This window comes from Acinetobacter sp. ANC 4173 (assembly GCF_004331255.1).
Classification (GTDB): domain Bacteria; phylum Pseudomonadota; class Gammaproteobacteria; order Pseudomonadales; family Moraxellaceae; genus Acinetobacter.
In genome coordinates this window covers 106,609-131,895 of record NZ_SJOF01000004.1, presented here as the reverse complement: position 1 = coordinate 131,895, position 25,287 = coordinate 106,609, and the positions used below count along the sequence as shown (strand labels likewise).

The following is a 25,287-nucleotide window of genomic DNA, read 5'->3' as shown; positions in this document are numbered from 1 at the left end:
AGCATGTCTGATGAAGATTAAAAATAACTCAGGAAGAATAATGTTAGCCTACGATGCAGATTTAGAACTATTTAAAGATAATTTTAAGCGCTTTATGCAAGAGCATATTGCCCCAGATTATGACCAATGGGAACGTGAAGGCATTATGCCGCGCACAGTATGGAATAAATTGGGTGAAAATGGCTTTTTGTGTGTAGATGTGCCTGAACAATATGGTGGCTATGGCGTGCCGACCCATTATTCTTTGATGTTGGTGGAAGAATCTGCTCGTGCAGGATATGGGGCACTTTCTACCGCGATTTCATGTCATTCTGAAATTGCTGCGCCTTATATTTTACATATTGGAACAGAACAACAGAAACAATATTGGTTGCCGAAAATGGTTACAGGCGAAGTCGTGGGTGCGATTGGGATGACTGAGCCAGGGGCTGGTTCAGATTTACAGGCAATACGTAGCACTGCAATTTTGCAAGACAATCATTATGTGCTGAATGGTTCTAAAACCTTTATTTCAAATGGACAACATGCTGACCTCGTGGTTCTTGCAGTGAAAACAGATCCGCAAGCACGTGCTAAAGGGGTGTCTTTACTTTTATTAGATACCCATTTAGATGGATTTAAGAAAGGAACCAATTTAGACAAGATCGGTTTACATTCTCAGGATACTTCAGAATTATTTTTTGATAATGTGCAAGTGCCTAGGGATCAGTTATTGGGACAAGCAGGGCATGGATTTAACTATCTTATGCAAGAGTTGCCGCGTGAAAGAACAGCGATTGCTGCGACAGCTTTAGGAGCTATTCGTGGGGCATTGGATGTGACCACGCAATATGTACAAGAACGTCAGGCCTTTGGACAAAAAATTGGTCAATTTCAAAACACGCGTTTTGTACTGGCACAGGCAAAAATTGATGAACTGGCGACAGCAGCCTTTTATAACCAAAATGTAGAACTTTATATGCAAGGTAAATTTGATGTAGAAACGGCTGCAGCACTTAAAAGTTTTTCAACAGACATGCAAATGAAAGTTGCAGATCAATTACTACAATTGTTTGGTGGCTATGGTTACATGACGGAATATCCAATTTCTCGTTTTTTTGTCGATGCTCGAATTCAGCGGATTTATGGTGGAACCAACGAAATTATGAAAGAAATTGTCGCGCGTGGCATGATTGGACGCTCATAATATAAAAGAGCCGAAAGGCTCTTTTTTTGATTTAGAGTTTGAGTACAGTCAAACTTTCGCGAATAAAGGCAGGTAGATCTTCTGGAGAGCGCGAAGAAATATACAAATTATTGTCATTCACCACGGCTTCGTCATAAAACACTGCACCTGCATTAAGTAAATCAACAATAACGGATTTCATGGTGGTCATACGCCGACCTTTTACAACGCCTGCATTAATCAATAATTGTGGACCATGACAACTACTCATAATCGGTTTTTGTGCATTGGCAAAGCGACGGACAAAATCGACATAGCGTTCATCTGCTCTTAAGTGATCTGGTGAATAGCCACCAGGAATAAGCAAAGCATCAAATTCATGCACAGTAACATCATCAATGCCTTGATCAATAGTGACTGAATATCGGCGCTTTTTTCCGTAAACAATATTGCCAGCTTTGTTTTCAATGTTAATTACACTATGGCTCGCAGCACGAAAGGCTTCGACGGGTTCGACATATTCCATGTCTTCAAAGTCATGCGTGACTAAAACTGCAATTCTTTTTGACATTTTTATTCTCCGAATAGCATTTTTAAATTTAAAATAACAGACAAATTGTGAAATACGTCATATTTAATTGTGGTTAAATTGTGACCTAAAGTAACATGCCTTGATCATGTCATATTCTTAATGAAATTTTCTAGTGCTATGTTTTAAATAAAAATAATAAAGATAACGTGATTCATCAATTTTCAAGGTTGTGTGGTCTTGATGATGACATTTCATGGAGAGTTTCAATCCTATGAGTCTATGTATTTAGATCATCTTATTCCCAAGATGGCTAAGCCAGATGCTATATCTAATCTATAATTCAAAACTTTAGTTGGATTTTGGCAAATATTACAGGCGATAGCGTTGAAATCAGGATGAATCCAGATTTTATTGCCTACCATTTAATTGAACTCTTGATATACTGTCGGCATTCACGTTTTCGAAGGGCGAAATAACAATGATCAACGACGATCAAAACACTACGACTTCTCTGGACTTGACCAAGATTCGCGAAGATATTGATTCTGTCGATCAGCAGATTCAACAACTGATTAATCGTCGCGCACGCTTGGCCGAAGCAGTAGCAAAAGCAAAGTTTGCCTCTGAAGAGAATCCAATGTTTTACCGTCCTGAACGTGAAGCACAAGTTCTACGTAATGTGATGGAGCGTAACGAAGGTCCTTTGTCTGATGTAACAATGGCACGTTTATTCCGTGAAATTATGTCAGCATGCTTGGCATTAGAAGCTCCACAAAGTATTGCTTTCTTGGGGCCAGTGGGAACATTTACACATTCTGCAGTACTTAAACATTTTGGTCAGGATGCGGTGGTTCGCCCTTTACCAACGATTGATGAAGTATTCCGCGAAGTTGAAGCGGGCAGTGCACACTATGGTCTAGTACCAGTCGAAAACTCATCTGAAGGGGTCGTGAACCATACTTTAGACTGTTTTAAATCATCGACCCTAAATGTGATTGGTGAAGTGGAACTGCGTATTCACCATCAATTCTTAGTTTCTGAAAATACCCGTAAAGACAGTATTAAGCAGATTTATGCGCATCAACAAACCTTGGCACAGTGCCGTAAATGGTTGGATGCACATTACCCAGGTGTAGAACGTGTTGCACTCAATTCAAATGCAGAAGCGGCGCGCCGTATTCGTAATGAATGGCATTCGGCTGCAATTGCATCGGATGTTGCTGCAAGTATTTATGAGCTAGAAATTCTGCACAGTAATATTGAAGATAATCCAGAAAATACCACACGTTTCTTGGTAATTGGTCGTGAAAAAGTGCCACAAAGTGGCAATGACAAAACCTCTTTGTTGATTTCGGCACATGATCGTGCGGGTGCATTACTTGAAATCTTAGCACCTTTTGCAAAACACCAAATTAGTTTGACCAGTATTGAAACGCGCCCAGCTTTACCAGAAAAATGGGCTTATGTGTTCTTCATTGACCTTGAAGGTCATATTGAACAAGAAAATGTGAAAGCGGCAATTGAAGAAATTCGTCCTTTGGTGAAAGAAGTACGTGTATTGGGTTCCTATCCAATCGCTGTGCTATAACATTCGCTATAAAAGATGGTTTGCCGTCTCGCATGATTGAAGCTTAATTTTGATTAGATCAATAATGTCGAGACGGCTTGCAAAAATCTTTAAGTGAAACAAACTTAGACATGACAATATCGTTGAAATGCACTTGCCAAAGTGTGGAGTTTAGAGGCGAAAGCATAAAAGATGACACAGCCATTATTTGAAAAAGTTGCATTTATTGGACTTGGCCTGATTGGTTCAAGTCTGGCTCGTGTAATAGTTGCTGAAAAATTGGCGAAACAAATTGTCGCATCAACACGTTCAACTAAGACCTTGGAAGATGCAAAAGCTTTAGGCTTAATTACCGATGGCTTTAGTAATCCTGTCGATGCTGTTCAGGGTGCTGATTTGGTGGTACTTGCTTTGCCTGTACGAGCAACTGAAAAAGCTTTAGCGACAATTAAGCCTTATTTATCTGAAAATTGTATCATTACCGATGTGGGAAGCACCAAAGGAAATGTTGTCGATGCAGCCAAAGCTGTCTTTGGCGAAACCCTTCCTGCTGGTTTTGTGCCAGGACATCCAATTGCGGGCGCGGAACATACGGGCGTACATGCAGGTAAAGTCGATTTATTTGCGCATCATAAAGTCATTCTGACACCACTTCCAAGCAGTGCGCCTTGGGCGGTTGAAAAACTGATTACCCTTTGGCAAGCGGCAAAAGCCGAAGTCATTTGCATGGATGTGGAAAAGCATGATGAAGTGTTGGCGCATACCAGTCATTTACCGCATTTGATGGCATTTAACTTGGTCGAACAGTTGGCCAATCGAGCAGATAATTTGGATATATTCCGTTATGCTGCGGGTGGATTCCGTGATTTCTCACGTATTGCTGCCAGTGATCCACAAATGTGGCATGACATCTTTTTTGCCAATAAAAAAGCCATTTTGAATGCTGTAGATGGTTTTGAACAACAACTTGCTGTACTCAGAAAACTGATTGAAGATGAAGATTCGCCAGCCTTAATGGGATTACTCGGTAATGCTCAAGCTGCGCGACAACATTTTAATCATATGTTAGCCAAGAAACCCCTGATGGAGAAAAATAAGGTGACACAACAATTTACCATTTTGCCAGGCCCTAAAACATTCCAAGGTAAATTCACCGTGCCTGGAGACAAGTCTGTGTCTCACCGCTCTATCATGTTTGGTGCGATTGCAGAAGGCACAACCCATGTAACAGGTTTTCTTGAAGGTGAAGATGCTTTAGCGACGTTACAAGCCTTCCGTGATATGGGCGTGAGTATTGAAGGTCCTAAAAATGGTGAAGTGACCATTCATGGCGTTGGCATGCATGGTCTAAAAGCACCAGCGGGCGCCTTGTATATGGGTAACTCAGGCACATCTATGCGTCTTTTGTCGGGAATGCTTTCTGCGCAAAAATTTGATTCAGTGATGACGGGCGATGCTTCGTTGTCAAAACGTCCAATGGAGCGTATTGCCAAACCCTTACGTGAAATGGGTGCTCAAATTCAAACCACAGGTGAGCGTGGCACACCGCCAGTTTCGATAACAGGTAGTCAACCTTTAAAAGGCATTCACTATGATTTACCAATGGCTTCTGCTCAGGTGAAATCAGGCATTCTATTGGCAGGTTTATGGGCAGCAGGTGAAACTTCTGTGACTGAGCCAGAGCCAACACGGGATCATACTGAGCGTATGTTACGTGCTTTTGGTTATGAGGTGAAAACTGAAGGTAATCATATTTCACTGCAAGGTGGTGGTAAGTTAGTCGGTACGGATATTCAGGTACCATCGGATATTTCTTCCGCTGCTTTCTTTATGGTCGGTGCTGCAATTACTGAAGGTTCAGACGTGACGCTTGAAGCTGTGGGCATTAACCCAACGCGTACGGGTGTAATTGAAATTTTGAAACAAATGGGTGCTGACCTCACTGTTGAAAATGAACGTATTGCAGGTGGTGAACCAATTGCAGATATTCGTATTCGTGGTAGTCGTACTTTAAAAGGCATTCATATGCCTGAAGACCAAGTACCACTAGCGATTGATGAATTTCCTGCATTGTTTATTGCTGCAGCTTGTGCCGAAGGGCAAACTGTATTGACTGGTGCAGCAGAATTACGTGTGAAAGAATCTGACCGTATTCAAGTGATGGCAGATGGTCTGAAAACCATGGGCATTGACTGCACCCCGACAGAAGATGGCATCATCATTGAAGGTAAAGGTCAATCTGGAGATTGGTCTGCAATCTTTGCAGGCGGTGAAATTGAATCCCATCATGACCACCGTATTGCTATGAGCTTTAGTATGGCGGGTTTACGTAGTTCAGGTGAGATTAAAATTCTGGGTACAGAAACGGTTGCAACCAGTTTCCCAACATTTACTGAACTGAGCAATCAAGCAGGTTTAGCCATTCAGGCGACTGAATAAGCATTGTGACTCAACAAGTCAGTTATTTATGATTGAACAGCCAAGCAAATGCTTGGCTGTTTTGTTTTTATTGCTTATGCTAAACCCATAAAACAAAAATGCCTTTAGGTAGAGCTATGCGAAAATTACAATTCACTGCCAATTGCGAGCAGCATCAACATGTCGTGGAAGCAAATAACCAATGCCATATAACCCAAGAATATGTGGCAGATTTATTGGTAGGTAAGCTGAATCAATATGGATTTCATACCTTGCCGCAAAGTGGTGATCATGTTGCTGTAACTGTAGATAATCATGCTTTACCTTTATCCATTACCTGTCAAAGTTCAGATCAGGATGGTCATTTAGTCTGTGAAATTACTTCATATCCAACCGAAGATCAGGACTGGTTGGAGCGTATTGCTGAGCAAAGCTTATTGAATCAATTGGCACAAGCGGTTGAGAATAGTTTGAAGCAAGACACTACCTTTAGTGAGTTTGAATGGCGGTGAGAGAGCAAAGTAGAACCCGAACGCAATCATAGATCAGCTAAACCCAAGATATACAAGGCTTACCCAATTAAGTTGCAAGAGATAGTATTTTGCTGTTTTCAATCCAAGATGCCTTGGAAGCTTATATCTTAATCACACCCAGTTTAGCTCGCTAAGACATGGATTGTGTCATAGTCTGAGAACGGTTTCAGAGTGGTGTGGCCTAAATGGCCGATTGGTAGGTAAAATCAGGAGGAATTCGTCTTTGTATTAAAAGATAATGAGCTCCAGATTTTTATTGGTTTATGTGGTCTACATGGTTTAAAGAATGAAGCACCAACTGTTAGACTAGGAGTGAAAGAGCAACGGTATGGACATAAATTTGGAAGAGATGCTGTTGAAACTCTGATTAAATTCGCGTTTGAAGAGCTAGGGTTACGACAGCTTTATTATTCTGTAGCCGAAAAAAACTGGGCAAATCAAAAAATTGCAGAAGCTTTAGATCGTAAAGTGAGTAATACCAAGAAAATATATAGCTAAAAATTGATATTAAATTTCTGTTGGTTTTAGAGGGGCTACTTAATCCTACACTATAGAAAATGCTGAATTATTTACAATTCAGCATTTTAATTGATACATTGAATATCACTTTAGTACTAAAGATTTGATATTCAATAAAAATAGAAAATCAGATGTTTATTCCACACGTAACCAAGTCTGACTACGGCCTACAGCGGAAACCCCAAAATAGCCACGTAAAAAGAGTTTTTTACTATTCGCACTAACCTTACCCTTTAAGCTATAAATCTTTCCAGAAACAGGATCTAGAATTTTACCGTTGTTGTAATTGATAGCATCTGTAGTTTTTAAACCTGAGATGACCTGCATACCCACAATAGGTTTGTTGGTAAACGGTGGTGGACAATTTGTGCAGAATTCTTTCGGGGTATAACCGACTCTAGGTGTGAGTTTGATGACTTTTCCTGCATAAGTGCCATTAGCTTGTTTCTCAATTTTAACCCAACCTTTAGGTTCACCTGTTTTATCATCGATATAATGCCAAGTGCCTGTAATGTCCTGTGCAAAACTTGATGTCGTGGCTAAAGCAAGTAAAATTGCCCCAAAAAATGTTTTCATAGAGTCGTTGACCGCAGTTTTGAAATTTAAAAGTGGAAAGCTATAGTGAGCTAAGACATTGATTGTATAATTAATTATTTAAATAATGATGTGCATAAAATGCCAAAACATCCACCGAAATAAATATTTTTATATAAGTGGTTGCCAAGGATTTATTGGTATGAGATTAAAATTATTTATTCAAAGTGGGGTGTTCAAGAAAGAAATCACATGACATCAGAGAATGATTTCTTTCCCGATATTTGCAGATTAAACCAGTAGGAAGCGTGAAATCGCAATACGTAACTGTTTTAAGTACCCAGTAAAGAAGTGATTCGCACCCGGTAAAACTGTGACCAAATGACGCTGAGGTTTTGCCCACGCAATCATATCTGAAAGTAACGTGACTTCATCCGCTTCACCGTGAATAAACAGAATATCACCTTTAAGATCAGGCGTTTGATAGTGACGAACACCTGCAACAGTCGCTGTTGGCAAACCACACAAAATAGTTTGAATAGATCTGAGTTCACTTGGTAAAGCATCGTAGCATTTTGCCATGACATGTGCACCAAAGCTAAAGCCGCCCGCATAAAAAGGTAAGCCAGCATGCTGTAAACGCGCATGATGAATCACTTTTAATACATCGTCAGTTTCACCATGCCCTTCATCATGAACACCTTCACTCTGACCTGAGCCACGGAAGCTTGGACGATAAACCACACAGCCATTTTCAGCTAAAATTTGAGCCAAAAGTGCTGGAACTTTATGTTGTGGTGTGCCGCCTTGCAATGGATGAGGGTGGCAAATTACCGCGAATCCTTTCACTTCGCCTTGTGGGTAATCAACGAAAACTTCAATTTGACCCACTGGACCGGGAACGAAAATTTGCTCGGACATAAGATAAATGGATTAATAGCAGGAGAATCCGTTATTTTACCGATTATGATCAGTAAAAACACAGATTGGAAAAAAAATTAGTCTACTGTTATAGTCTGTTTAATTATTTTTTAATCAAATTGTATATGCTCGCCTTAATTTCTCCTGCTAAGACTTTAGATTATGAATCTGCACTTCCAACTGACCAACACACTTTACCAAGACTGCTAGAGCATTCACAACAACTTATAGACGTAAGTCGTAAGCTGTCTGCTTCAGAAATCGCCAGTTTAATGAGTGTCAGTGAAAAAATTGCACAATTAAACGTAGCACGCTTTCGTGACTGGCAACCTGAGTTTAATTTTTCCAATGCGCGTCAGGCTATTTTTGCTTTTAAAGGCGATGTCTACACGGGCTTAGATGCTTATGATTTAACTTTGCAAGACTTGGAATTCGCACAAACCCATTTACGCATGTTGTCTGGTCTTTATGGTTTATTGCGTCCCTTGGACTTAATGATGCCGTATCGATTAGAAATGGGCACCAAATTAGCCAATGCACGAGGTCATAATTTATATGAGTTTTGGGGGGATCAGATGACACAATTGGTTAATGCTGACTTAGCGCAGGCGAATTCCGACGTATTGGTGAATTTGGCTTCGGATGAATATTATAAGTCTGTAAAACAAAGCAAAGTACAAGCGGAAATTATTAAACCAGTATTCTTAGATCAGAAAAATGGTAAATACAAGGTCATTAGTTTTTATGCGAAGAAAGCACGTGGCTTAATGGCTCGTTATATGATTGAAAATCGATTGAATCGTGTAGAAGATTTAAAATCATTTAATACCGATGGTTATTATTTTGATGCGGCCAGTTCAATTCAAGGTGAGCTGGTCTTTAAGCGCGATGAACAAGTAGCTTGAAAATCTGAGGATTACGCTTGAGTGATTATTGATGGATTTTTTATAAATCACTGTTCAAAAATAAGCCCCTTAAACAAAGGGGCTTTTTCATTTAACCCACCCAACCACTTGGTGTATCTTGAATAAGCGGTTGTGTAGACGGTGGAGGAGGTGTTACGGCCCCTTGGCAACCAACCAAGTAATATGATGTAAGTAAGACCACTAGAAACGTACGCATAAGCACCTCATTTAATGAAAAAAATAGATTTCATCTACCATCGGGATTGCCTAGTTCGCTAGATGCTTTATATACAGTTACACCGATTGACGAAGCTGTCTATGCACAGTTAAGTGCATATCAGACTCATGATTCAGTCAAATAAGATCTGATGAATGACTTATAGCTCACTCAAATTCATCAAAGCTGACCCAAGCATAGCGCAAGTCAACAAAACAGCATTCTTCATGTGAAGATCTGACTTTTTGGAGGAGCAGAATATCGCCAATCAGAATCTTTGGGCAAGATCATACTTTATAGATAGATTTGCTCAATGTAAGTAAAGCAAACTTGATCAGGACAGCATTTTAGTCCGAGGAGATATCAAGTTGTTTAATCTAGGAATTAAGTCAGCAAGAATCTGGTTATAGAAAGACCAGATTCGAAAAGAAATGTAGCTGGGTAGATTAATGAATGAAGTATAACATGAAAATTCATGTATTAATCGTTTATTATTAGAGCACTTTCATATTCTTTTGCCTTTGATGGGCAACATATTGAAAGTGCTGAAAAAGAAATTTTATGTATGGTAAAGGTTCAATTGCATTAAATACCTTTAAAGGCTTCAATTGCCCGCTGACGACTGGATTTTAAATCTACAATTGGGTGAGGGTAGTTCAGTTTTAAGTTTGCATTCTTGGCAAATGGTTCATGAATACTTTTGGCATCGAGATGGGCCAATTCAGGAACCCATTTGCGAATATAGTCACCATTGGCGTCAAATTTTTGTGATTGGCTAATCGGGTTAAAGATACGAAAATAGGGCACAGCATCTGTACCTGTGGAAGCACACCATTGCCAACCGCCATTATTTGCAGCTAAGTCGCCATCAATTAAATGTTGCATAAACCATTGCTCACCCAGACGCCAGTCAATCAGTAAGTTTTTACATAAAAACATTGCAGTGATCATGCGGACACGATTGTGCATCCAACCCGTGGCAAGCAATTGTCGCATTCCTGCATCAACAATCGGGATGCCAGTCCGTCCTTGTTGCCATGCTGCTAAGTCTTCAGGTGCATCACGCCATTGAATATATTGTGTGTTTGTTTTGAACGGTAAGTGCTTAGAGACTTGCGGAAAGTCATACAAGATATGTTGATAAAACTCACGCCATAGCAGTTCATCTAACCAAGTTTGCTGTCCTAAATTTTCAGGGAGGAAATGCCCTTGTTGCGCTCTGAATAGGGCTTGAATACATTGGCGAATGGAAAGCATGCCAATGTTTAAATAAGCCGAGATTTGACTGGTGCTCTGTAAATTAGGAAAGTCTCTTTCATTATGATAGCAGTTAACTTTATTTTTAATGAAATCATCTAAGCGTTGTAAGGCATAGTCTTCACCAACAGGCCATTGAGTTTCAAAATCATCATCAAGTGTATTGCTCCATAATTCAGCGAGTTTAGGAACCCTGCTCTCTACCACAAGGTTGACAGGAGCTTGTGCCGTAGGTGTCGGGTAACATTGCGGCAGACTCAAACTGAATTGTTCATAACAATATTTTTTAAATGCACCAAAGACTTGATAGGGATGTTGTGATTTATTCCGAATGGAACCAATTGGGAAAAGCGTACGATCTTGATAAAGTTCTAATGATTTCTCATGTTGCTGGAGTAGATTTTGAACTTCGCTATCACGCTTTAATTCATTCACACCCAACTCAATATTGGCATGAACCGTTTCTACTGCATGTGCTGTGCTTAAATTTAGTAGAGCTTGAGGAATATCTTTCCATAGGGGAACTTGATGAATGATGAGAGGGATATTGAGTTGCTGGAGTTGTTGTTTTAGCACCTGTAATTGACGGAGATAAAACCCTATTTTAACAGGAGCATCATGGTGAATCGCCGATTGTTCGGGAGACAAGATGACCACTGCAATACAGGAGTCGGTTTGCATGGCATACCAAAGTGCAGCATGGTCTTGTATACGTAAATCTTGTCGGAACCAAATCAATTGCATGAGCTTAGTACTTGAATAAACAACTTAGCTTGATTCTAAAACGATTTGGTCGAATTCAGTAGGATGAGATGTATAAAAATAAAACACTAGGTGTAAAAAAGGGCAAAGTTAAATTTGCCCTTTTTTGATCGGTCGATCTTAGTGGTGATGACCACCCGCACCGTGTACGTGACCGTGATCTAATTCTTCTTGAGAAGCTTCACGGATTTCTACGATTTCAACTGCGAAAGTTAAGTCTTGACCAGCAAGTGGGAAGTTTGCATCAACGATTACGTTGTCGCCTTCAACTGCTTTAACAGTAACGATTTGAACGCCATCATCAGTTTGAGCTTGGAATTGCATACCTGCTTGAATGTTGTCAACGCCTTGGAACATTTGCGCTGGAACTTCTTGTACTAGGTCTGGGTTGTATTCGCCATAGCCTTCAGCAGCAGGAACGTTAACAGTGAATTTTTCGCCTACTGTTTTGCCTTCAAGCGCTTTTTCTAAACCTGGGATAATGTTGCCCGCACCGTGCAAATATGCAAGTGGTTCACCTTGAGATTGGTCGAGAGTTTCACCCTCTGCGTTAGTCAATGTGTAGTGGAAAGAAACCACGTGGTTATTTGCAATAGCAGTCATGTTATTGATCCATTCAATTTTTAAGGGTACATCATAAAGTGAAAAGCAGAATTTGTTGACTGTATTTCATCAAAAATTCTGCAATTTGTACTTTTTTACGACATTTTAAAGTTAATAAGGGCAGTTTAAAAAAATTCAATGCAATTTAATATTAGGTGCCAGTTTTTTGTTCATTGCATCTTTTGCCATAAAATAAGCGGTGCGAGTCTATCCATGTAAGCTTGCTTGATGCATACGATATAAAGAGTGATTTCGCCACCCAAGCTTGCACATTCATTTGCCCAAGTAATTCTCTTACAGCTTTATGATGACTTAATAACACTAGGGAGCCCTTATCTGCAAATTTAAACATCGGTTGTGCTTTGTTTTTAATTCGTGGGGACATTGCACTGACCAAGAAATGTGCTTGTTGACTGGCCACTTGTGCGCGAGGTCCAAGTACAGGTTCATCGACAATCGGTTGGCAATGTGCGCAATCGCCAAAGGCAAAAATATTCGGGTCTGTTTTTGTTTGTAGGGTCGCGTAGACCTTTAAACGATTTAAATGATCTTTTTCAAATTCCATCAATTGCTGCAATTGTTCGGCTTGTACGCGACTGTCTAGAAAATGGCAATGCTCACCTACACCTTCTGTATTGAAGTCATTCGAGGTTGAACCAATAGCAAAAATAAGGGTGTCATAGCTAAGGGAATAGTGATGCTGATCTTCGTTCGTACCAGAAAATGGATGCTCTAATAAAATACTTTTATGTACATGATCTAATTGGCTAAAGCGACCTAAGACAAATTTGTAATCATGTTGTGTTACATGAGCATAATAATTCAGTTCTTCGCTGTGTGCATTCAGTGCACCAACTGCAATTTCATGTAATAACAGTTTCCAAATATGCGTTAGGTTTTGGTCAACCAAAGTAATTTTAGCTTTTGCATGTTTGCCGAAATGTTCCCCCCCAATAAAGTGGCGAGTTCTAATCCTCCAATGCCACCACCCACAATCACAATGTTATGTAGTTCGTTCATTTTGACCGATCTATTTTATTATTAAAAAAAAGAAGATGGCTTAACATGCCATCTTCTTTTATTCGGCGTGTTGGGATTATTTTATAAATTACAATAACTTACACAAACCAAACTAAAGCATTTAACTTTAATGGAGTGGATAAATTTTCACTTTAAAATCATCTGAACCTAAAAAGGGAAGAATGTGTTTGATCCAGAGCAGAAAACGCTCGAATATATTTGCTTCTTCAATTTGAACATCATCTTCAATTGCAATCGTACGAATCAGTTGATTGTTCTGATAAACATGCACGGTCGCCAACTGCATGACTTTTGCCAGTGGAGCAGTCAAAGCATGTTCATTCATTTCAATATTTAAATGTGTTTTTGTTTCTGCCAAAGGGTTAACAGAATGTAAGCTGCCATCACCTGTATTGAGCATAATACGCTGATTGATTTTATCGTAAGTGCTTAAATCAATTGCATAAGGTTGGTCGTACAAAGACGTTGTAATCAGTTCAGGTGCTTGGGTTTGGACTTTGAACATTTTCAGTGTGGATTTCACCACGGGGAGTTCTGCAATCAGTTGCTTGTCTTTAATGGCAATTTCATTACGTGTGTAGGTATATGCCAAATTCATCAGGTCATAGGCAACTTCCGCACGTTTTGCTGCACTTTTGGTGCCCATGACTACAACGACTAAGCGACGATTTGGCGCATCAGGATTCATGCTTGGGCGATTTGCCGTGAGGGCCAGATTATAACCTGCGGCTTTGGTGTAGCCTGTCTTTAAGCCATCAACGGTAGGATCCATTTTCAAGACTAAATTGGTCGCATGGTGATAGCGTTGGTTATAGCTAAAGCTTTGTTGCTTGGAATAATAAAAATAGTCTGGCGTTTGCTTACTAATCGCTTGTCCTAATTGCGCTAAATCATTTGCAGAGGAATAGTGCTCTGGCATGGTAATGCCTGCTGGGTTTTGAAAGTGCGTGTCTTTCATACCGAGTGCTTTTGCTTCCTGATTCATACGTTCAACAAACTTTGGGATACTGCCTGAAATACGCTCGGCAAGTGTCACTGCTGCATCATTTGCCGACATCACAACTAAACCTGACAGAAGTTGATCTACCGAAATTTTTTCGCCTTCCTTTAGGTACATTTGTGATTCGTCCCACATGACTGTTTTCACGACAGGCGTAGCGGTGAGTACTTCATCTTTACGTAAATGTCCTGCTTGAATTTCTTTCAGCGTAATATAACCGACCATCATTTTGGTTAATGAAGCAGGTGCGCGTTGCGCATGACTATTATGCTCAGCAATCACTTGTCCAGATTGAGTGTCTAAAATCGTCCATGATTCGGCTTGAACACTTTCGGGAACTAAGTTAAGGAGCGTTGCATGTGCAAAAGAAGTGCAGAGCAAAGCAAATAAAGCGAGGAGGTAAGTGAAACGTTTCAAAGGTATTCCTATCAAGCTAATCCATCAGCAAGAAACTGACAAAACAAGGGGAATGCTATGCCTTTTTTAACTTGATGGCTAGTCTGAGTTGCAGACAAATAACACAGTTCTGCATCGGTTTAGAAAAAAATGCTAAGCTAGCTGCTAAGATTAATTATTTTATTTTGAACTGCCTATTATGTTGCATTATCAAATCGAATTTGACGATTATCGTCAGCATCTTGTACATGTCACACTGCGTTTTTTGGCAAACCCAACTCAAATCCTTTCTCTCCCAACATGGATTCCTGGTAGCTACTTGATTCGTGAGTTTTCTAAACACATTGAATCTGTGCGCGCGTATGATGAATCGGGGCGCATTCTAAACATTCAGAAATTTGAAAAGAATAAATGGCGCTTGTTTAACACGGATCACGAATTTATTACAGTTGAATATGATGTGTATGCCTATGACTTGTCCGTACGTGGTGCATATGTCGATCAGAACCGTTTATATGTCAATCCTGCATGCGCCTGTTTAGGTTTAGATGGTCAGGAAGAAAAAGAAATTGAAGTTGAACTGTTCTTGCCTGATGAATTAAAACATTTCCAATTGGCAACAGGTTTGGTATCTAAAAGCTTGGTCAAAGGTCGTTATACCTTAAAAGCCAAAAACTATGCAGAACTGATTGATGCGCCGTTTGAATTGGCTGAACAAACTCGTTTTAGTTTCAATGCTGAAGGCATAGCGCATGAATTTGTGGTTTCAGGGCAACATGCCATGAATGCCGAGCGTATGCAGCAAGACATCGAAAAAATCTGTGCCACTGAAATTAAAATGTTTGGTTCGGCGCCGTTTGCCAACTATACCTTTATGACTATGGCAACGGGCAATAGCTATGGTGGATTAGAACATCCAAACAGCACCAGTTTAATTACACCACGCAGTGATTTGCCGAAAGTTGATGAGCCTGTAGAACCTTCGGAAGATTATCAGCGCTTTTTAGGCTTATGCAGCCATGAATATTTCCATTCGTGGTTGGTCAAGTTTATTCGTCCTGAAAATTTGGTTAATTATGACCTGAACAAAGAAAGCTACACCACTTTACTTTGGGTGTTTGAAGGCTTTACTTCATATTATGATGATTTGATTTTGCTACGCAGTGGCGTGGTATCACAAGAATCTTACTTAAAGTTATTAAAAACCCAGATTGATCGTTATTTACAGAACCCAGGTCGTAACGTGCAAAGTGTCGCGGAATCCAGTTTTGATGCGTGGGTGAAATTCTATCGTCAGGATGAAAACTCGAATAACGCAGGTACCAGCTATTACAACAAAGGTTGTTTAGTCGCATTGTGTTTGGATTTAGGTCTGCGTTTACGTGGTTCAAGCTTGGATGCCTTGATGCGCAAACTATATGAAAATGCGCAAAAGGGTGTACAGGTACACGAGCGTACGATTGTTGAACTGTGTAATGAGCTGACAGGTGACAATTGGATTGAACAGATTAACCATTTAATCAATACCGTCGATGAATTGCCGCTTGATCAATTATTCCCAGAGTTTGGCTTAAGCTACAGTTTAAAAAATGACAAGTCTTTGCCATTTGGCATGAAAGTTGTAGACAAGCCAGAGGGTGTATTGATTCAGCAAACTCGCCGTGATGGTGCTGCTGCGAAAGCAGGTCTTTCTGCCAATGATGTTATTCTTGCAATTGATGGCTTAAAAGCCAGTGAAAAGCTTTTAGCGCAATATGCGAAACGTAAAGAGACGTTCACTATCTTTGCATTCCGTCGTGATGAGTTGATGCAATTTGAAGTTCAAGGTGGCGAAATTGGCTTAACCACTGTGGAATTTAAAGTGGAAGATCAGGCAAAAGTAGATACTTGGCTAAAAGCTTAAGCTGTCGGGTTTAAATCGAGTTATAAAAACGATGCTTTACTGCATCGTTTTTTATATTGAATTCAGCAAACCTATTTCGAAGCATCAGTTGCCACGATAGGTTGAATAGCCATAAGGGCTAATCAGCAGTGGAATGTGGTAATGCTCAAGTGAGCCATCAATCACAAATACCACGGGAACCTCGGGAAAGAATGAGCGTTGGTTCTTTTGACGGAACCAGTCACCTGTTTTGAAGGTAACTTTATAGATACCTTTCTGTAAAGCTATGTCCTTGGGATAAAGCTCAGTAATTCGACCTTGTTCGTTGGTCGTACCTGAATTGATCTCGACCCATTGATTGTTTTGCTGCGTTTCTAGCACGACTTTCACATTTGCAGACGGTAAACCATTGTCCAAATTGAGTACATGCACACTTAAAGGATTTTGTGCAAAGCAGAAAGAAGAGAGACCAAGTCCAACAAGTGGCAAGAAATATTTAACCATCTGACTGTTCCTAAAGCTTAAAAAAGATTGAGTTTAAACAATCAATCAGAAACCAACATTTCATTATGTAACCATAATTCAGCATTACCCAAGGGTGGTGGTCATAGAGTTTTGATAGTCACCTCGCTAGAGCTGTTCTTTTTGCGTAGGAACGAGCATACGTGACACACCTCTAAACTCTGCAATAGTTTCTTGCTTTTGGTTCACCACCTGAATGTCATAGAATTCGGAACGACCTGCTTGAGAGCGTAACTCTGCTGTCGCAGTCAGTACATCACCAATCCGTCCAGGTTTAATGTAGCTGATATTGCAGTGCTGTCCAACGGCAGGATAATCACCTGTATTGCAAGCTACGGCAAAAGCACCATCTGCTAAAGTGAAGATAATTCCGCCATGACAAGTACCATGTCCTTGGGTATGTCGCTTTTCGACCAAAAGTTCAACTTTGGCATAGCAGTCTTTGTAGTCGATCAAGCGGGCACCAATATCTTGCATAACCTGATCATTGTTAAATAATGTATGTCCTTTTACAGTATCCATGTTTCATCCTTTTTTGATATGGTATTTCTTAATTTTTATTAAATCTGAATCATAATTAGCATTATCATAGAGCCTGATCAAGTTGTTTTCATAAAAATGAGAAATTTGAAAGTTCAACAAATATTCAAGATGCAGGAGGAAATAGCTCCTAATTGAAGATGAATTGGTTATCGCATCGCCATATATTGGATTGCATATGAACATTAGCGATTTGAAAGAATAACGAGAAGAATAAATAGTGCAGGCGATATTTTGTTCTATATGTAAATGATTGACTTTAAAAATGTTTAAAAAAACCACATAATCTGTTGGGTATTTTCTAACGAAATGTCGTTATCACAAGATATATCGTTGACTGATAAGCGTTGAAGGCCGATACTCTCAGGGTTTATTTAAGCAATCGGTTCGTAGGGCTGGGCCAAAAGTCTGGTTCTCAAAACTCAATTTAACACAAGGGGCTATATATGGCTGGTGGAAAGTCAAACATCATTTACACACTGACTGATGAGGCGCCATTGTTGGCGACTTATTCGCTACTGCCGATCATTGAGACCTTTACTAAATCTGCTGGTGTAGAGATCGTTAAAACGGATATCTCTGTTGCCGCACGTGTTCTTGCAGAATTCTCTGAATGCCTAAAAGAAGAGCAAAAAGTGCCAGACAATCTTGCAGAACTAGGTCGTCTTACACAAGATCCTGACACAAACATCATCAAACTTCCAAATATCAGTGCATCTGTTGCTCAGTTAATAGCATGTATCAAAGAGCTTCAATCAAAAGGCTATGCGATTCCTGACTATCCTGAAAATCCAACCACTGAAGATGAGAAAGCGATTAAAGCACGTTATGGTAAGTGCTTAGGTTCAGCTGTAAACCCTGTCTTACGTGAAGGTAACTCTGACCGTCGTGCACCTGCTGCAGTAAAGAATTACGCTAAGAAACACCCGCACTCTATGAGCGAGTGGAAGCAATGGTCACAAACTCACGTTTCACACATGGAAGAAGGTGACTTCTATCATGGTGAAAAATCGATGACGCTTGATCGCGCGCGTAACGTGAAAATGGAATTGATCACTAAGTCTGGTGAAACTATTGTGCTTAAGCCAAAAGTTGCGCTTCTAGATGGTGAAATCATTGACTCAATGTTTATGAGCAAGAAAGCGCTTTGCGATTTCTATGAAAAAGAACTTGATGATTGCAAAGAAGCAGGCATTTTGTTCTCTTTACACGTAAAAGCAACCATGATGAAAGTTTCGCACCCGATCGTTTTTGGTCACTGTGTGAAAATTTACTACAAAGATGCTTTTGAAAAACACGGTAAATTGTTCGATGAGCTAGGCATTAACGTAAACAACGGTATGGCTGGTCTTTACGAGAAGATCGCAACTTTACCGACATCTTTACGTGAAGAAATCATTGAAGACTTACACGCTTGCCAGGAACACCGTCCTGCACTTGCAATGGTTGATTCGGCGAAAGGCATCACAAACTTCCATTCACCAAACGATGTAATTGTAGATGCTTCAATGCCTGCAATGATCCGTGGTGGCGGTAAAATGTGGGGCGCTGACGGCAAACCTTATGACTGTAAAGCAGTAATGCCTGAGTCAACTTTTGCGCGTATCTATCAAGAAATGATCAATTTCTGTAAGTGGAATGGTAACTTCGATCCACGTACGATGGGTACTGTGCCTAACGTTGGTTTGATGGCGCAAAAAGCTGAAGAATACGGTTCGCACGACAAAACTTTCGAAATTTCTGAAGCAGGTGTTGCAAACATCACTGACCTAGAAACTGGCGAAGTGTTGATGTCACAGAATGTAGAAGAAGGTGATATCTGGCGTATGTGTCAGGTAAAAGATGCACCGATTCGTGACTGGGTGAAACTTGCAGTAACACGTGCACGTAACTCTGGTATGCCTGCAATCTTCTGGCTTGACCCGTACCGCCCACATGAAAATGAACTTATCAAGAAAGTACAAAAGTACTTGAAAGACCACGATACAACTGGTCTTGATATTCAAATCATGTCACAAGTACGTGCAATGCGTTATACACTTGAACGTGTAGCGCGTGGCCTAGATACGATTTCTGTAACAGGTAACATCTTACGTGACTACTTGACTGACCTGTTCCCAATTATGGAATTGGGTACTTCAGCGAAAATGTTGTCTATCGTGCCGTTAATGGCGGGCGGTGGTATGTACGAAACTGGTGCGGGTGGTTCAGCGCCTAAACACGTACAACAGCTTGTTGAAGAAAACCACTTACGTTGGGATTCTTTAGGTGAGTTCCTTGCATTAGCGGTTTCTTTAGAAGAGCTAGGCATTAAAGAAAACAATGCTCAAGCAAAACTTCTTGCGAAAACTCTAGACCAAGCAACGGGTCAGTTACTTGACAATGATAAGTCTCCATCACGCCGTACAGGTGAGTTGGACAACCGTGGTAGCCATTTCTACTTAGCGAAGTTCTGGGCTGAAGCTTTGGCTGCTCAGGATGAAGATGCTGAGTTGAAAGCGAAGTTTGCTCCACTTGCAAAAGCACTTGCTGAAAATGAAGACAAAATCATTGCGGAGCTTTCTGCTGTTCAAGGTAAAGCTGCGGATATCGGTGGTTACTACGCAGTAGATCCAGCGAAAGTAAATGCTGTAATGCGTCCAAGTGAAACTTTAAACGCGGCGCTTGCAACAGTTTAAGTTTAGCAAAATCGGTTTTTAGCCGATGATGTGAAAAAAAGCCGATGCGAATGCATCGGCTTTTTCTTTGTTTATATTCCAAACCTTAGAAATTGAACCTTTGCCTTATTATTTGCCGCATTGTAGCTAATCATTAGATATTACATTCTGTGCTTAACCTTCGGTATGAGCTACTTTTGTTTAGCCAAAACCATTGTCATATAATGAACTTGTCAAATGACATTTTTGATTAATACTTCGCCGAAATAATAAATATTGTATGCTTCCTACTTCGAATGGCAGTAGATGACATTGTTGTGTATCAGAATATTTTATGAGATTTAAGAAAAATGAATAAGAAAAGTTTGATCTTCGGAGTTTCAGTTACGTTTATTTGGTTTTCGGGGATTTATTTAGTCAAAGTTATGGCTATCACTTACTTGCAACATTAAATGAATTGGGTGATTTTCTTGCAGGAATATTTGCACCCATTGCTTTCTTTTGGTTGATTTTAGGTTATATACAGCAAGGTAAGCAGTTAGATCAAAATACGAGAGCATTAGAACAACAAGAGTGTGCGCTTCAGCTCCAAATTAATGAGATGCAGGAAAGCGTAAAGCAGCAAAAAGAATTAGCCACTATTCAAAAGCAGCAGTTTTCTGCCCTCAACAAAGCGGTTAAGCCAATATTTGTGATTAGAGATAGTGGATTCACATATTTTTCTCATCCTGATGGCAGTGACTTCCTGGTTGAAGTGAAGTTTAATCTGACAAATTTAGGTGGAGTAGCTAATGCGCTTTATATTCGAAACAATATGAAAAAAGCCATATTTTATGTAGATCAAATTGCTGAAAAAGAAACTGTGGAAGTAAAATTAAATCTATATGAACTTGATTTAGATATTAATAATACGCAACAAACTATGCTTGCTGAAATTGTGATTGATTTTGAGAATTTATATGCAGTATATGAAAAATATAACTATGAAATATATATGCAAACTGAATTAGAAGAATTAGATCGTGAAGAAGTATGTCTCGTTTATAAGCGAGACTAATTTATTAAATAAAGCCCACTGACGTGGGCTTTAAAACAATCAACTCTTAACGACCATTACGTCCACGACCACGAGGTGCTTTGGTATTTGGACGAGTTGTGCCATTGGTTTTACGCTTTGGTTTCTCACTTTCATCCATTTGCCAGATACGTTTAGTACCTGAAGTCTTTTTCACTGAACCATCTTTATTCTTACGAACCATAGGTTTACCACCTGTACCACCTGGTTTTTTCACATAAGAACGCGAACGGTAAGGTTCTTCAGCAGGAATGTTTTGAAAGTCAGGGTATAAAAGTGGCTCAATTTCTTTAGTTTCACCCGGTTGTAAACCCATTTGAACCAAATCAATTGCACCAATTCGAGTACGAATTAAACGTAAAGTTGGAAAACCTACAGCAGCAGTCATACGACGGACTTGACGGTTACGACCTTCGCAAATTGAAATTTCGGCCCAAGATGTAGGGACAGATGCACGGAAACGTACAGGAGGATCACGATCCCATAACCACTCAGGTTGTTCAACCTTAGATGCTTTGGCAGGTAAGGTCATGCCATCTTTTAATTCAACACCTTTGCGAAGTTGCTCTAATGCTTCTTCGGTTACATCGCCATCAAGCTGTACTAAATAAGTTTTGTACTTTTTGTTTGCAGGGTTGGTAATGTATTGATTTAAACCACCGTGGTCAGTTAAAAAAACTAAGCCTTCAGAGTCCATATCAAGACGACCAGCCAAACGCAAAGTCGAATCGTCTATAAAATCAGACATCGTCATGTGTGCTTCGTCTTTACGAAACTGCGACAGCACATCATAAGGCTTGTTAAGAATGACTATTTTCACTTTAACCTACTAGAAAATTTAAAAAATTTGTTTGGACTTGTTTGAATTACCCGTTTAGTTACCCGTATAAGTGGGAGTGGGTCGGGAAGGGTAAAGAAAAAGCCCACTATATTGGGGCTACTATATCAGATTTCGGCTTGTGCTCCTCAATTTTATTCTTTACATATGATGTGTAACTCTCTTTGCTTTGAACCCTGCAAGTATTCGTCGAATATCTGATTTTATGTACCTTTATTAGATTAAGGAATGGATCTAATTCAGCACGACGTTTATGTCTGAGGTTAAATAAACTCATCGCATGCTGAAATATCGCGCTCAAGAGTATTCAACCAGTGAGATTCATCTCCTTTGAAATACGAACGGATAGGGAGACAGACATCTGCAAAAGTCGAACCATTTTCATAGCCAGCAATCGCTGAAAATGCAGTGCAGTACACATCAAAGACAGGGTTGATGATTTCTTCCATCATGGCAATGTGAGTGGCGCAGGTTATGGCGTTAGACTGATCAACATGCAGCAGATACTTAAGTTGTATACATCCTTCATACAGTTTTTTGATGCTGTAACTCAATATATTCTGGAAGAGGTTCCATGCCCATACGGACTTCTTCTTTAGACACAGAAATTTACTGACCATTGCGTTAAAGCATAGGGTTCCTTCATTTATTTTGATTGCTATCAGGGTTCGAATCTTTCAGTCGAATTCATTTCATGTCGGACGCGACTAATCTGCTCATAGATGACTTTGCGCATTCGGTTTATAGCGCCAAGGGGTTTGTGTTCAGCTAATGCATGCCATGGCGTAAAGGAGAGGTTTTCACAAAATTTATTTTGTTCTGGGGTATCAAATACTTGCTGAGGAATACGAATCGTTGCCACCTTGTAGAAAGGGGCTTGGTCTTCTTTCCATTCTGTCATAGAGTCTTCGACGGACATTGAGTTGGATGTTCGAGGTTGGACTAAAAACTCCATGCACGCATCACTTGCTTGCAAACTCGTACGGAGTGCATCTCTTAAGAAGTTCTGTTGAGGTTTAGCTGGAATAGGGCTGATAACGCTCGAACACGCTCGAGCAGAATATTTTACCGCTTGGCGATTGCTACCTAATCCCAATTGATAGGGCACCATAGACCAGTATCTCGTTTGTAATGGATTTGAAATTTTATTTCTAGTGTTTAAGGCAATCCAAGTTCCTTTAGCCCCTAATGCAAAAGGGATATGCAGTTTTTTTAGAAATTTATCACTATTGATATCTTGCATGAATGACAGATAATGAGCGGGGTCATTGGCAAAAAAGACAGGGTGATTGATCATAATAAAATCTTGCGTGGAAGAGGCCTCATCTGAAAGATTTTTCCCTGGCACGGCTAAAAGTTTGATTGCCATGCCGCGTGCATCTTTTTTAATATCCGCCTGTTTAGCATTACTTGATCCATTAGAAAAACGAATCCATGCTTGATAAGTTTTCCCTGGAATGAAAACACCTTGAATCAGGTTTTGAGGCAATGTTTCATTTATCTTAAATTCTGCGCGTACGCAACCATGTGCTTTAGGGTGTGCATCACGTAGCGCGATATCTGTGGCATATTGTTTGCGGATGGACATTTCAATGATGTCTGCAATTTGCTTGGCCGTGGCGACCTCATTTGGATAAAGACTTTCACTTAAACTGAGATCGATATTAGGATAAACAAGCGCTTTAGGGGTATTCAGTCCTACAGGTGGAGTATTTGCATGTAGGGCAGTAGTAACACCTGTGAGCAATATAGCGTGAAAAATTAGACCTAAGAGCTGAGGTCTTTTGAAATTAGGCATGGATTGCCTCCTTGCTTAAAGTTGTTATTTTTAATTCTTAGATTTTTAGCCTGATGATGGAAAATGATTCAGACTTATTTAATATATCGAATAATGATAATCTCTGTGGCATTTTTTATTTATCGGCTTTCTATTGAAAATCTTAATGGTGATTCTATGAAAAAGTGGTGAAAATTTGATAAGAGTTTGAACGATATTCGGTGATGTTTATGTCCCTCAATTGATAAAAATTATAAATGTGTGAGCTAATGAGAAAAAGTAAATTATTGAGTCAATTATAAAATTTTTATTAAAAATCTGAATCATATATGCTTTAAGATCAGATAATATCCATTCCATTTAGCAGTGAAGATTATTTTATTCAGTTAAGGCTCTGGTTCTAGAGTCATGAGGCTTTTTTTGATTTAGTTTAATATAACTAGCATTTTATACACTTTAGTTTTAAGGGGCGATCACCCAGTTCCTTTTTGATAAAGGTGCGAAATCTTCTTGTGCAATCGCTTTAAATACAGGGTGAGCGACTTATTCTTTTTTAATTTGTTGTCTGCAAAAAAGCCTGAACATTTAGCAAATTAAGCTGTAGTTGCAGCTAGGATTATTGGATTCTTTTACATTAACAATGAATGGGAGTAAAAACACAATTTGAAAAAAATGGTAATGCATTGCGCTTAAAAATAAAACAGTTTGTGAACAGACCATATTTTGTGACATGTTCATAGTAGGTGCATATCCATAAAGTGAATTTTGAGGATTAGCCCCAATGACAAATACAACAATTTTGAAGCATTAAGACAAAGTCACGACAAACAAAGAATATTATCTGAACAATTAATTCAGACTTCAGGAGACACCGAAGAAAGACATGAATTATTCAATGAATTAAAAAATGAATTGTTTGCACATTCAGTCGCAGAAGATAGATATCTTTATATTCCACTGATGATGACTGATTCAGGTCTTAACATCACCCGTCATGCCTTGGCAGAACATCACGAGATGGATGAGTGGTTAGAGCAATTGAGCGAAACTGAGTTTAGCCATCCGAGTTGGTTAGTAATTGCAAAAAAATTATCTGAAAAAGTCCACCATCATTTAAAGGAAGAGGAACATGGCTTTTTTCAACAAGCAGGCAAAATTTTAGCTGAACAGCAAAAAATGCAATTGGCTGAGCAGTATTTGAAAGAATATAATAAATATTTGAGCAAGGAAAAAGATAGTCTAACCCGTTGATGTGGGAATGGATTGGTATAAATTGGCTCTACATGAAAATTAATTTAAAAAAAAGGATCTTTTAACAAATATTTTAAATATATCTTTAACCAAAGTATTGTAAATAGTTCTCAGTTTTGGCAGTATTAGCACAAGATTTAAAGCTGATAGTTCCCTGACTTGTTTTAAATTTTTAAAGCCTACTTGACTCATAAGTAGGCTTTTTTTTGCTCGAAAATTATGTTTGATAAATTGAGCGTAAAGTTTGATCTCATCATAAAGTTATTTTAGCCGCTATTTGAAATTCTAGGTAATTGATAAGATAACCAAAACACCATTGGGAATTGTAGTGCTCATCATTAGAATTGAGTCAATTTAAAAAGCTCACATTATTAG

21 protein-coding genes and 2 pseudogenes are annotated in these 25,287 nt (G+C 39.4%); 10 read left to right on the top strand and 13 right to left on the bottom strand.

Annotated features, from left to right (window positions below; genetic code table 11):
* Positions 1–40: 40 nt before the first annotated feature.
* Positions 41–1,186, top strand: a complete 1,146-nt coding sequence (locus E0H94_RS06950; protein ID WP_131325733.1) for an acyl-CoA dehydrogenase family protein — start codon at positions 41–43, stop codon at positions 1,184–1,186.
* A gap of 31 nt (positions 1,187–1,217) precedes the next feature.
* Here the strand turns inward: E0H94_RS06950 and E0H94_RS06945 are convergent, their stop codons facing one another.
* Entirely contained in the window at positions 1,218–1,736 is a 519-nt protein-coding gene (locus tag E0H94_RS06945) for a type 1 glutamine amidotransferase domain-containing protein (protein ID WP_131325732.1), read from the bottom strand.
* A gap of 439 nt (positions 1,737–2,175) precedes the next feature.
* On the opposite strand from E0H94_RS06945, the gene pheA reads away from it, so the two are divergent.
* The 4 genes and pseudogenes from pheA to E0H94_RS06925 form a co-directional block, all read left to right on the top strand.
* Positions 2,176–3,285 (top strand): prephenate dehydratase, encoded by a 1,110-nt coding sequence (gene pheA / locus E0H94_RS06940; protein ID WP_131325731.1) that lies wholly within the window; start codon positions 2,176–2,178, stop codon positions 3,283–3,285.
* A 171-nt stretch (positions 3,286–3,456) separates the two neighbouring features.
* Positions 3,457–5,703: a bifunctional prephenate dehydrogenase/3-phosphoshikimate 1-carboxyvinyltransferase gene (locus E0H94_RS06935; protein ID WP_131325730.1), complete on the top strand. Its 2,247-nt coding sequence runs from the start codon at positions 3,457–3,459 to the stop codon at positions 5,701–5,703.
* A 116-nt stretch (positions 5,704–5,819) separates the two neighbouring features.
* Positions 5,820–6,194, top strand: a complete 375-nt coding sequence (locus E0H94_RS06930) for a hypothetical protein (protein WP_131325729.1) — start codon at positions 5,820–5,822, stop codon at positions 6,192–6,194.
* A 243-nt stretch (positions 6,195–6,437) separates the two neighbouring features.
* A pseudogene (locus tag E0H94_RS06925) lies at positions 6,438–6,713 on the top strand (GNAT family N-acetyltransferase); the annotation flags it as partial.
* A 156-nt stretch (positions 6,714–6,869) separates the two neighbouring features.
* Here the strand turns inward: E0H94_RS06925 and E0H94_RS06920 are convergent.
* Together E0H94_RS06920 and E0H94_RS06915 are read right to left on the bottom strand one after the other, a co-directional pair.
* Entirely contained in the window at positions 6,870–7,310 is a 441-nt protein-coding gene (locus E0H94_RS06920) for a DUF2147 domain-containing protein (protein ID WP_131325727.1), read from the bottom strand.
* 249 nt (positions 7,311–7,559) lie between these two features.
* Positions 7,560–8,189, bottom strand: a complete 630-nt coding sequence (locus tag E0H94_RS06915; protein ID WP_131325726.1) for an alpha/beta hydrolase — start codon at positions 8,187–8,189, stop codon at positions 7,560–7,562.
* A 125-nt stretch (positions 8,190–8,314) separates the two neighbouring features.
* Here E0H94_RS06915 and yaaA point away from each other — a divergent pair, with 125 nt between their 5' ends.
* Positions 8,315–9,094 carry a peroxide stress protein YaaA gene (gene yaaA / locus E0H94_RS06910; protein WP_131325725.1) on the top strand — a complete coding sequence of 260 codons (780 nt, stop codon included), beginning with the start codon at positions 8,315–8,317 and terminating at the stop codon, positions 9,092–9,094.
* A gap of 91 nt (positions 9,095–9,185) precedes the next feature.
* Here yaaA and E0H94_RS18895 read toward each other — a convergent pair whose 3' ends face one another.
* The 5 genes and pseudogenes from E0H94_RS18895 to E0H94_RS06890 all read right to left on the bottom strand — a co-directional run bounded on the left by E0H94_RS18895 (position 9,186) and on the right by E0H94_RS06890 (position 14,391).
* A complete protein-coding gene (locus tag E0H94_RS18895) occupies positions 9,186–9,311 on the bottom strand; it encodes a hypothetical protein (protein ID WP_264757391.1) in 126 nt (41 codons plus the stop codon).
* 585 nt (positions 9,312–9,896) lie between these two features.
* Entirely contained in the window at positions 9,897–11,312 is a 1,416-nt protein-coding gene (locus E0H94_RS06905; protein WP_131325724.1) for a cryptochrome/photolyase family protein, read from the bottom strand.
* Positions 11,313–11,450: 138 nt separating this feature from the next.
* On the bottom strand, positions 11,451–11,933 hold the full coding sequence (slyD, locus tag E0H94_RS06900) for a peptidylprolyl isomerase (RefSeq protein ID WP_116761623.1): 483 nt from the start codon (positions 11,931–11,933) through the stop codon (positions 11,451–11,453).
* Positions 11,934–12,068: 135 nt separating this feature from the next.
* Positions 12,069–12,953, bottom strand: a pseudogene (locus tag E0H94_RS06895) (NAD(P)/FAD-dependent oxidoreductase).
* 127 nt (positions 12,954–13,080) lie between these two features.
* Positions 13,081–14,391 carry a D-alanyl-D-alanine carboxypeptidase family protein gene (locus tag E0H94_RS06890; protein WP_131325723.1) on the bottom strand — a complete coding sequence of 437 codons (1,311 nt, stop codon included), beginning with the start codon at positions 14,389–14,391 and terminating at the stop codon, positions 13,081–13,083.
* Positions 14,392–14,569: 178 nt separating this feature from the next.
* Between E0H94_RS06890 and E0H94_RS06885 the strand changes: the two genes are divergently transcribed.
* On the top strand, positions 14,570–16,273 hold the full coding sequence (locus tag E0H94_RS06885) for a M61 family metallopeptidase (protein ID WP_131325722.1): 1,704 nt from the start codon (positions 14,570–14,572) through the stop codon (positions 16,271–16,273).
* Between the two features lie 84 nt (positions 16,274–16,357).
* Here E0H94_RS06885 and uraH read toward each other — a convergent pair whose 3' ends face one another.
* Together uraH and paaI are read right to left on the bottom strand one after the other, a co-directional pair.
* Positions 16,358–16,756: a hydroxyisourate hydrolase gene (gene uraH, locus E0H94_RS06880; RefSeq protein ID WP_131325721.1), complete on the bottom strand. Its 399-nt coding sequence runs from the start codon at positions 16,754–16,756 to the stop codon at positions 16,358–16,360.
* A 126-nt stretch (positions 16,757–16,882) separates the two neighbouring features.
* Positions 16,883–17,296, bottom strand: coding sequence for a hydroxyphenylacetyl-CoA thioesterase PaaI (paaI, locus tag E0H94_RS06875; protein ID WP_131325720.1), 414 nt, complete (start codon positions 17,294–17,296; stop codon positions 16,883–16,885).
* Positions 17,297–17,760: 464 nt separating this feature from the next.
* On the opposite strand from paaI, the gene E0H94_RS06870 reads away from it, so the two are divergent.
* Both E0H94_RS06870 and E0H94_RS18650 read left to right on the top strand, forming a co-directional pair.
* On the top strand, positions 17,761–19,992 hold the full coding sequence (locus E0H94_RS06870) for an NADP-dependent isocitrate dehydrogenase (RefSeq protein WP_131325719.1): 2,232 nt from the start codon (positions 17,761–17,763) through the stop codon (positions 19,990–19,992).
* A 373-nt stretch (positions 19,993–20,365) separates the two neighbouring features.
* On the top strand, positions 20,366–21,028 hold the full coding sequence (locus E0H94_RS18650) for a hypothetical protein (protein ID WP_131325718.1): 663 nt from the start codon (positions 20,366–20,368) through the stop codon (positions 21,026–21,028).
* 46 nt (positions 21,029–21,074) lie between these two features.
* Here the strand turns inward: E0H94_RS18650 and E0H94_RS06860 are convergent, their stop codons facing one another.
* The 3 genes from E0H94_RS06860 to E0H94_RS06850 all read right to left on the bottom strand — a co-directional run bounded on the left by E0H94_RS06860 (position 21,075) and on the right by E0H94_RS06850 (position 23,682).
* Positions 21,075–21,866, bottom strand: coding sequence for a pseudouridine synthase (locus E0H94_RS06860; protein ID WP_131263704.1), 792 nt, complete (start codon positions 21,864–21,866; stop codon positions 21,075–21,077).
* A gap of 281 nt (positions 21,867–22,147) precedes the next feature.
* On the bottom strand, positions 22,148–22,504 hold the full coding sequence (locus E0H94_RS06855; protein WP_131325717.1) for a hypothetical protein: 357 nt from the start codon (positions 22,502–22,504) through the stop codon (positions 22,148–22,150).
* 41 nt (positions 22,505–22,545) lie between these two features.
* Complete coding sequence (locus E0H94_RS06850; protein ID WP_131325716.1) at positions 22,546–23,682, bottom strand: catalase family protein; 1,137 nt, start codon at positions 23,680–23,682, stop codon at positions 22,546–22,548.
* Positions 23,683–24,432: 750 nt separating this feature from the next.
* On the opposite strand from E0H94_RS06850, the gene E0H94_RS06845 reads away from it, so the two are divergent.
* A complete protein-coding gene (locus E0H94_RS06845) occupies positions 24,433–24,912 on the top strand; it encodes a hemerythrin domain-containing protein (RefSeq protein ID WP_131325849.1) in 480 nt (159 codons plus the stop codon).
* Positions 24,913–25,287 lie beyond the last annotated feature (375 nt).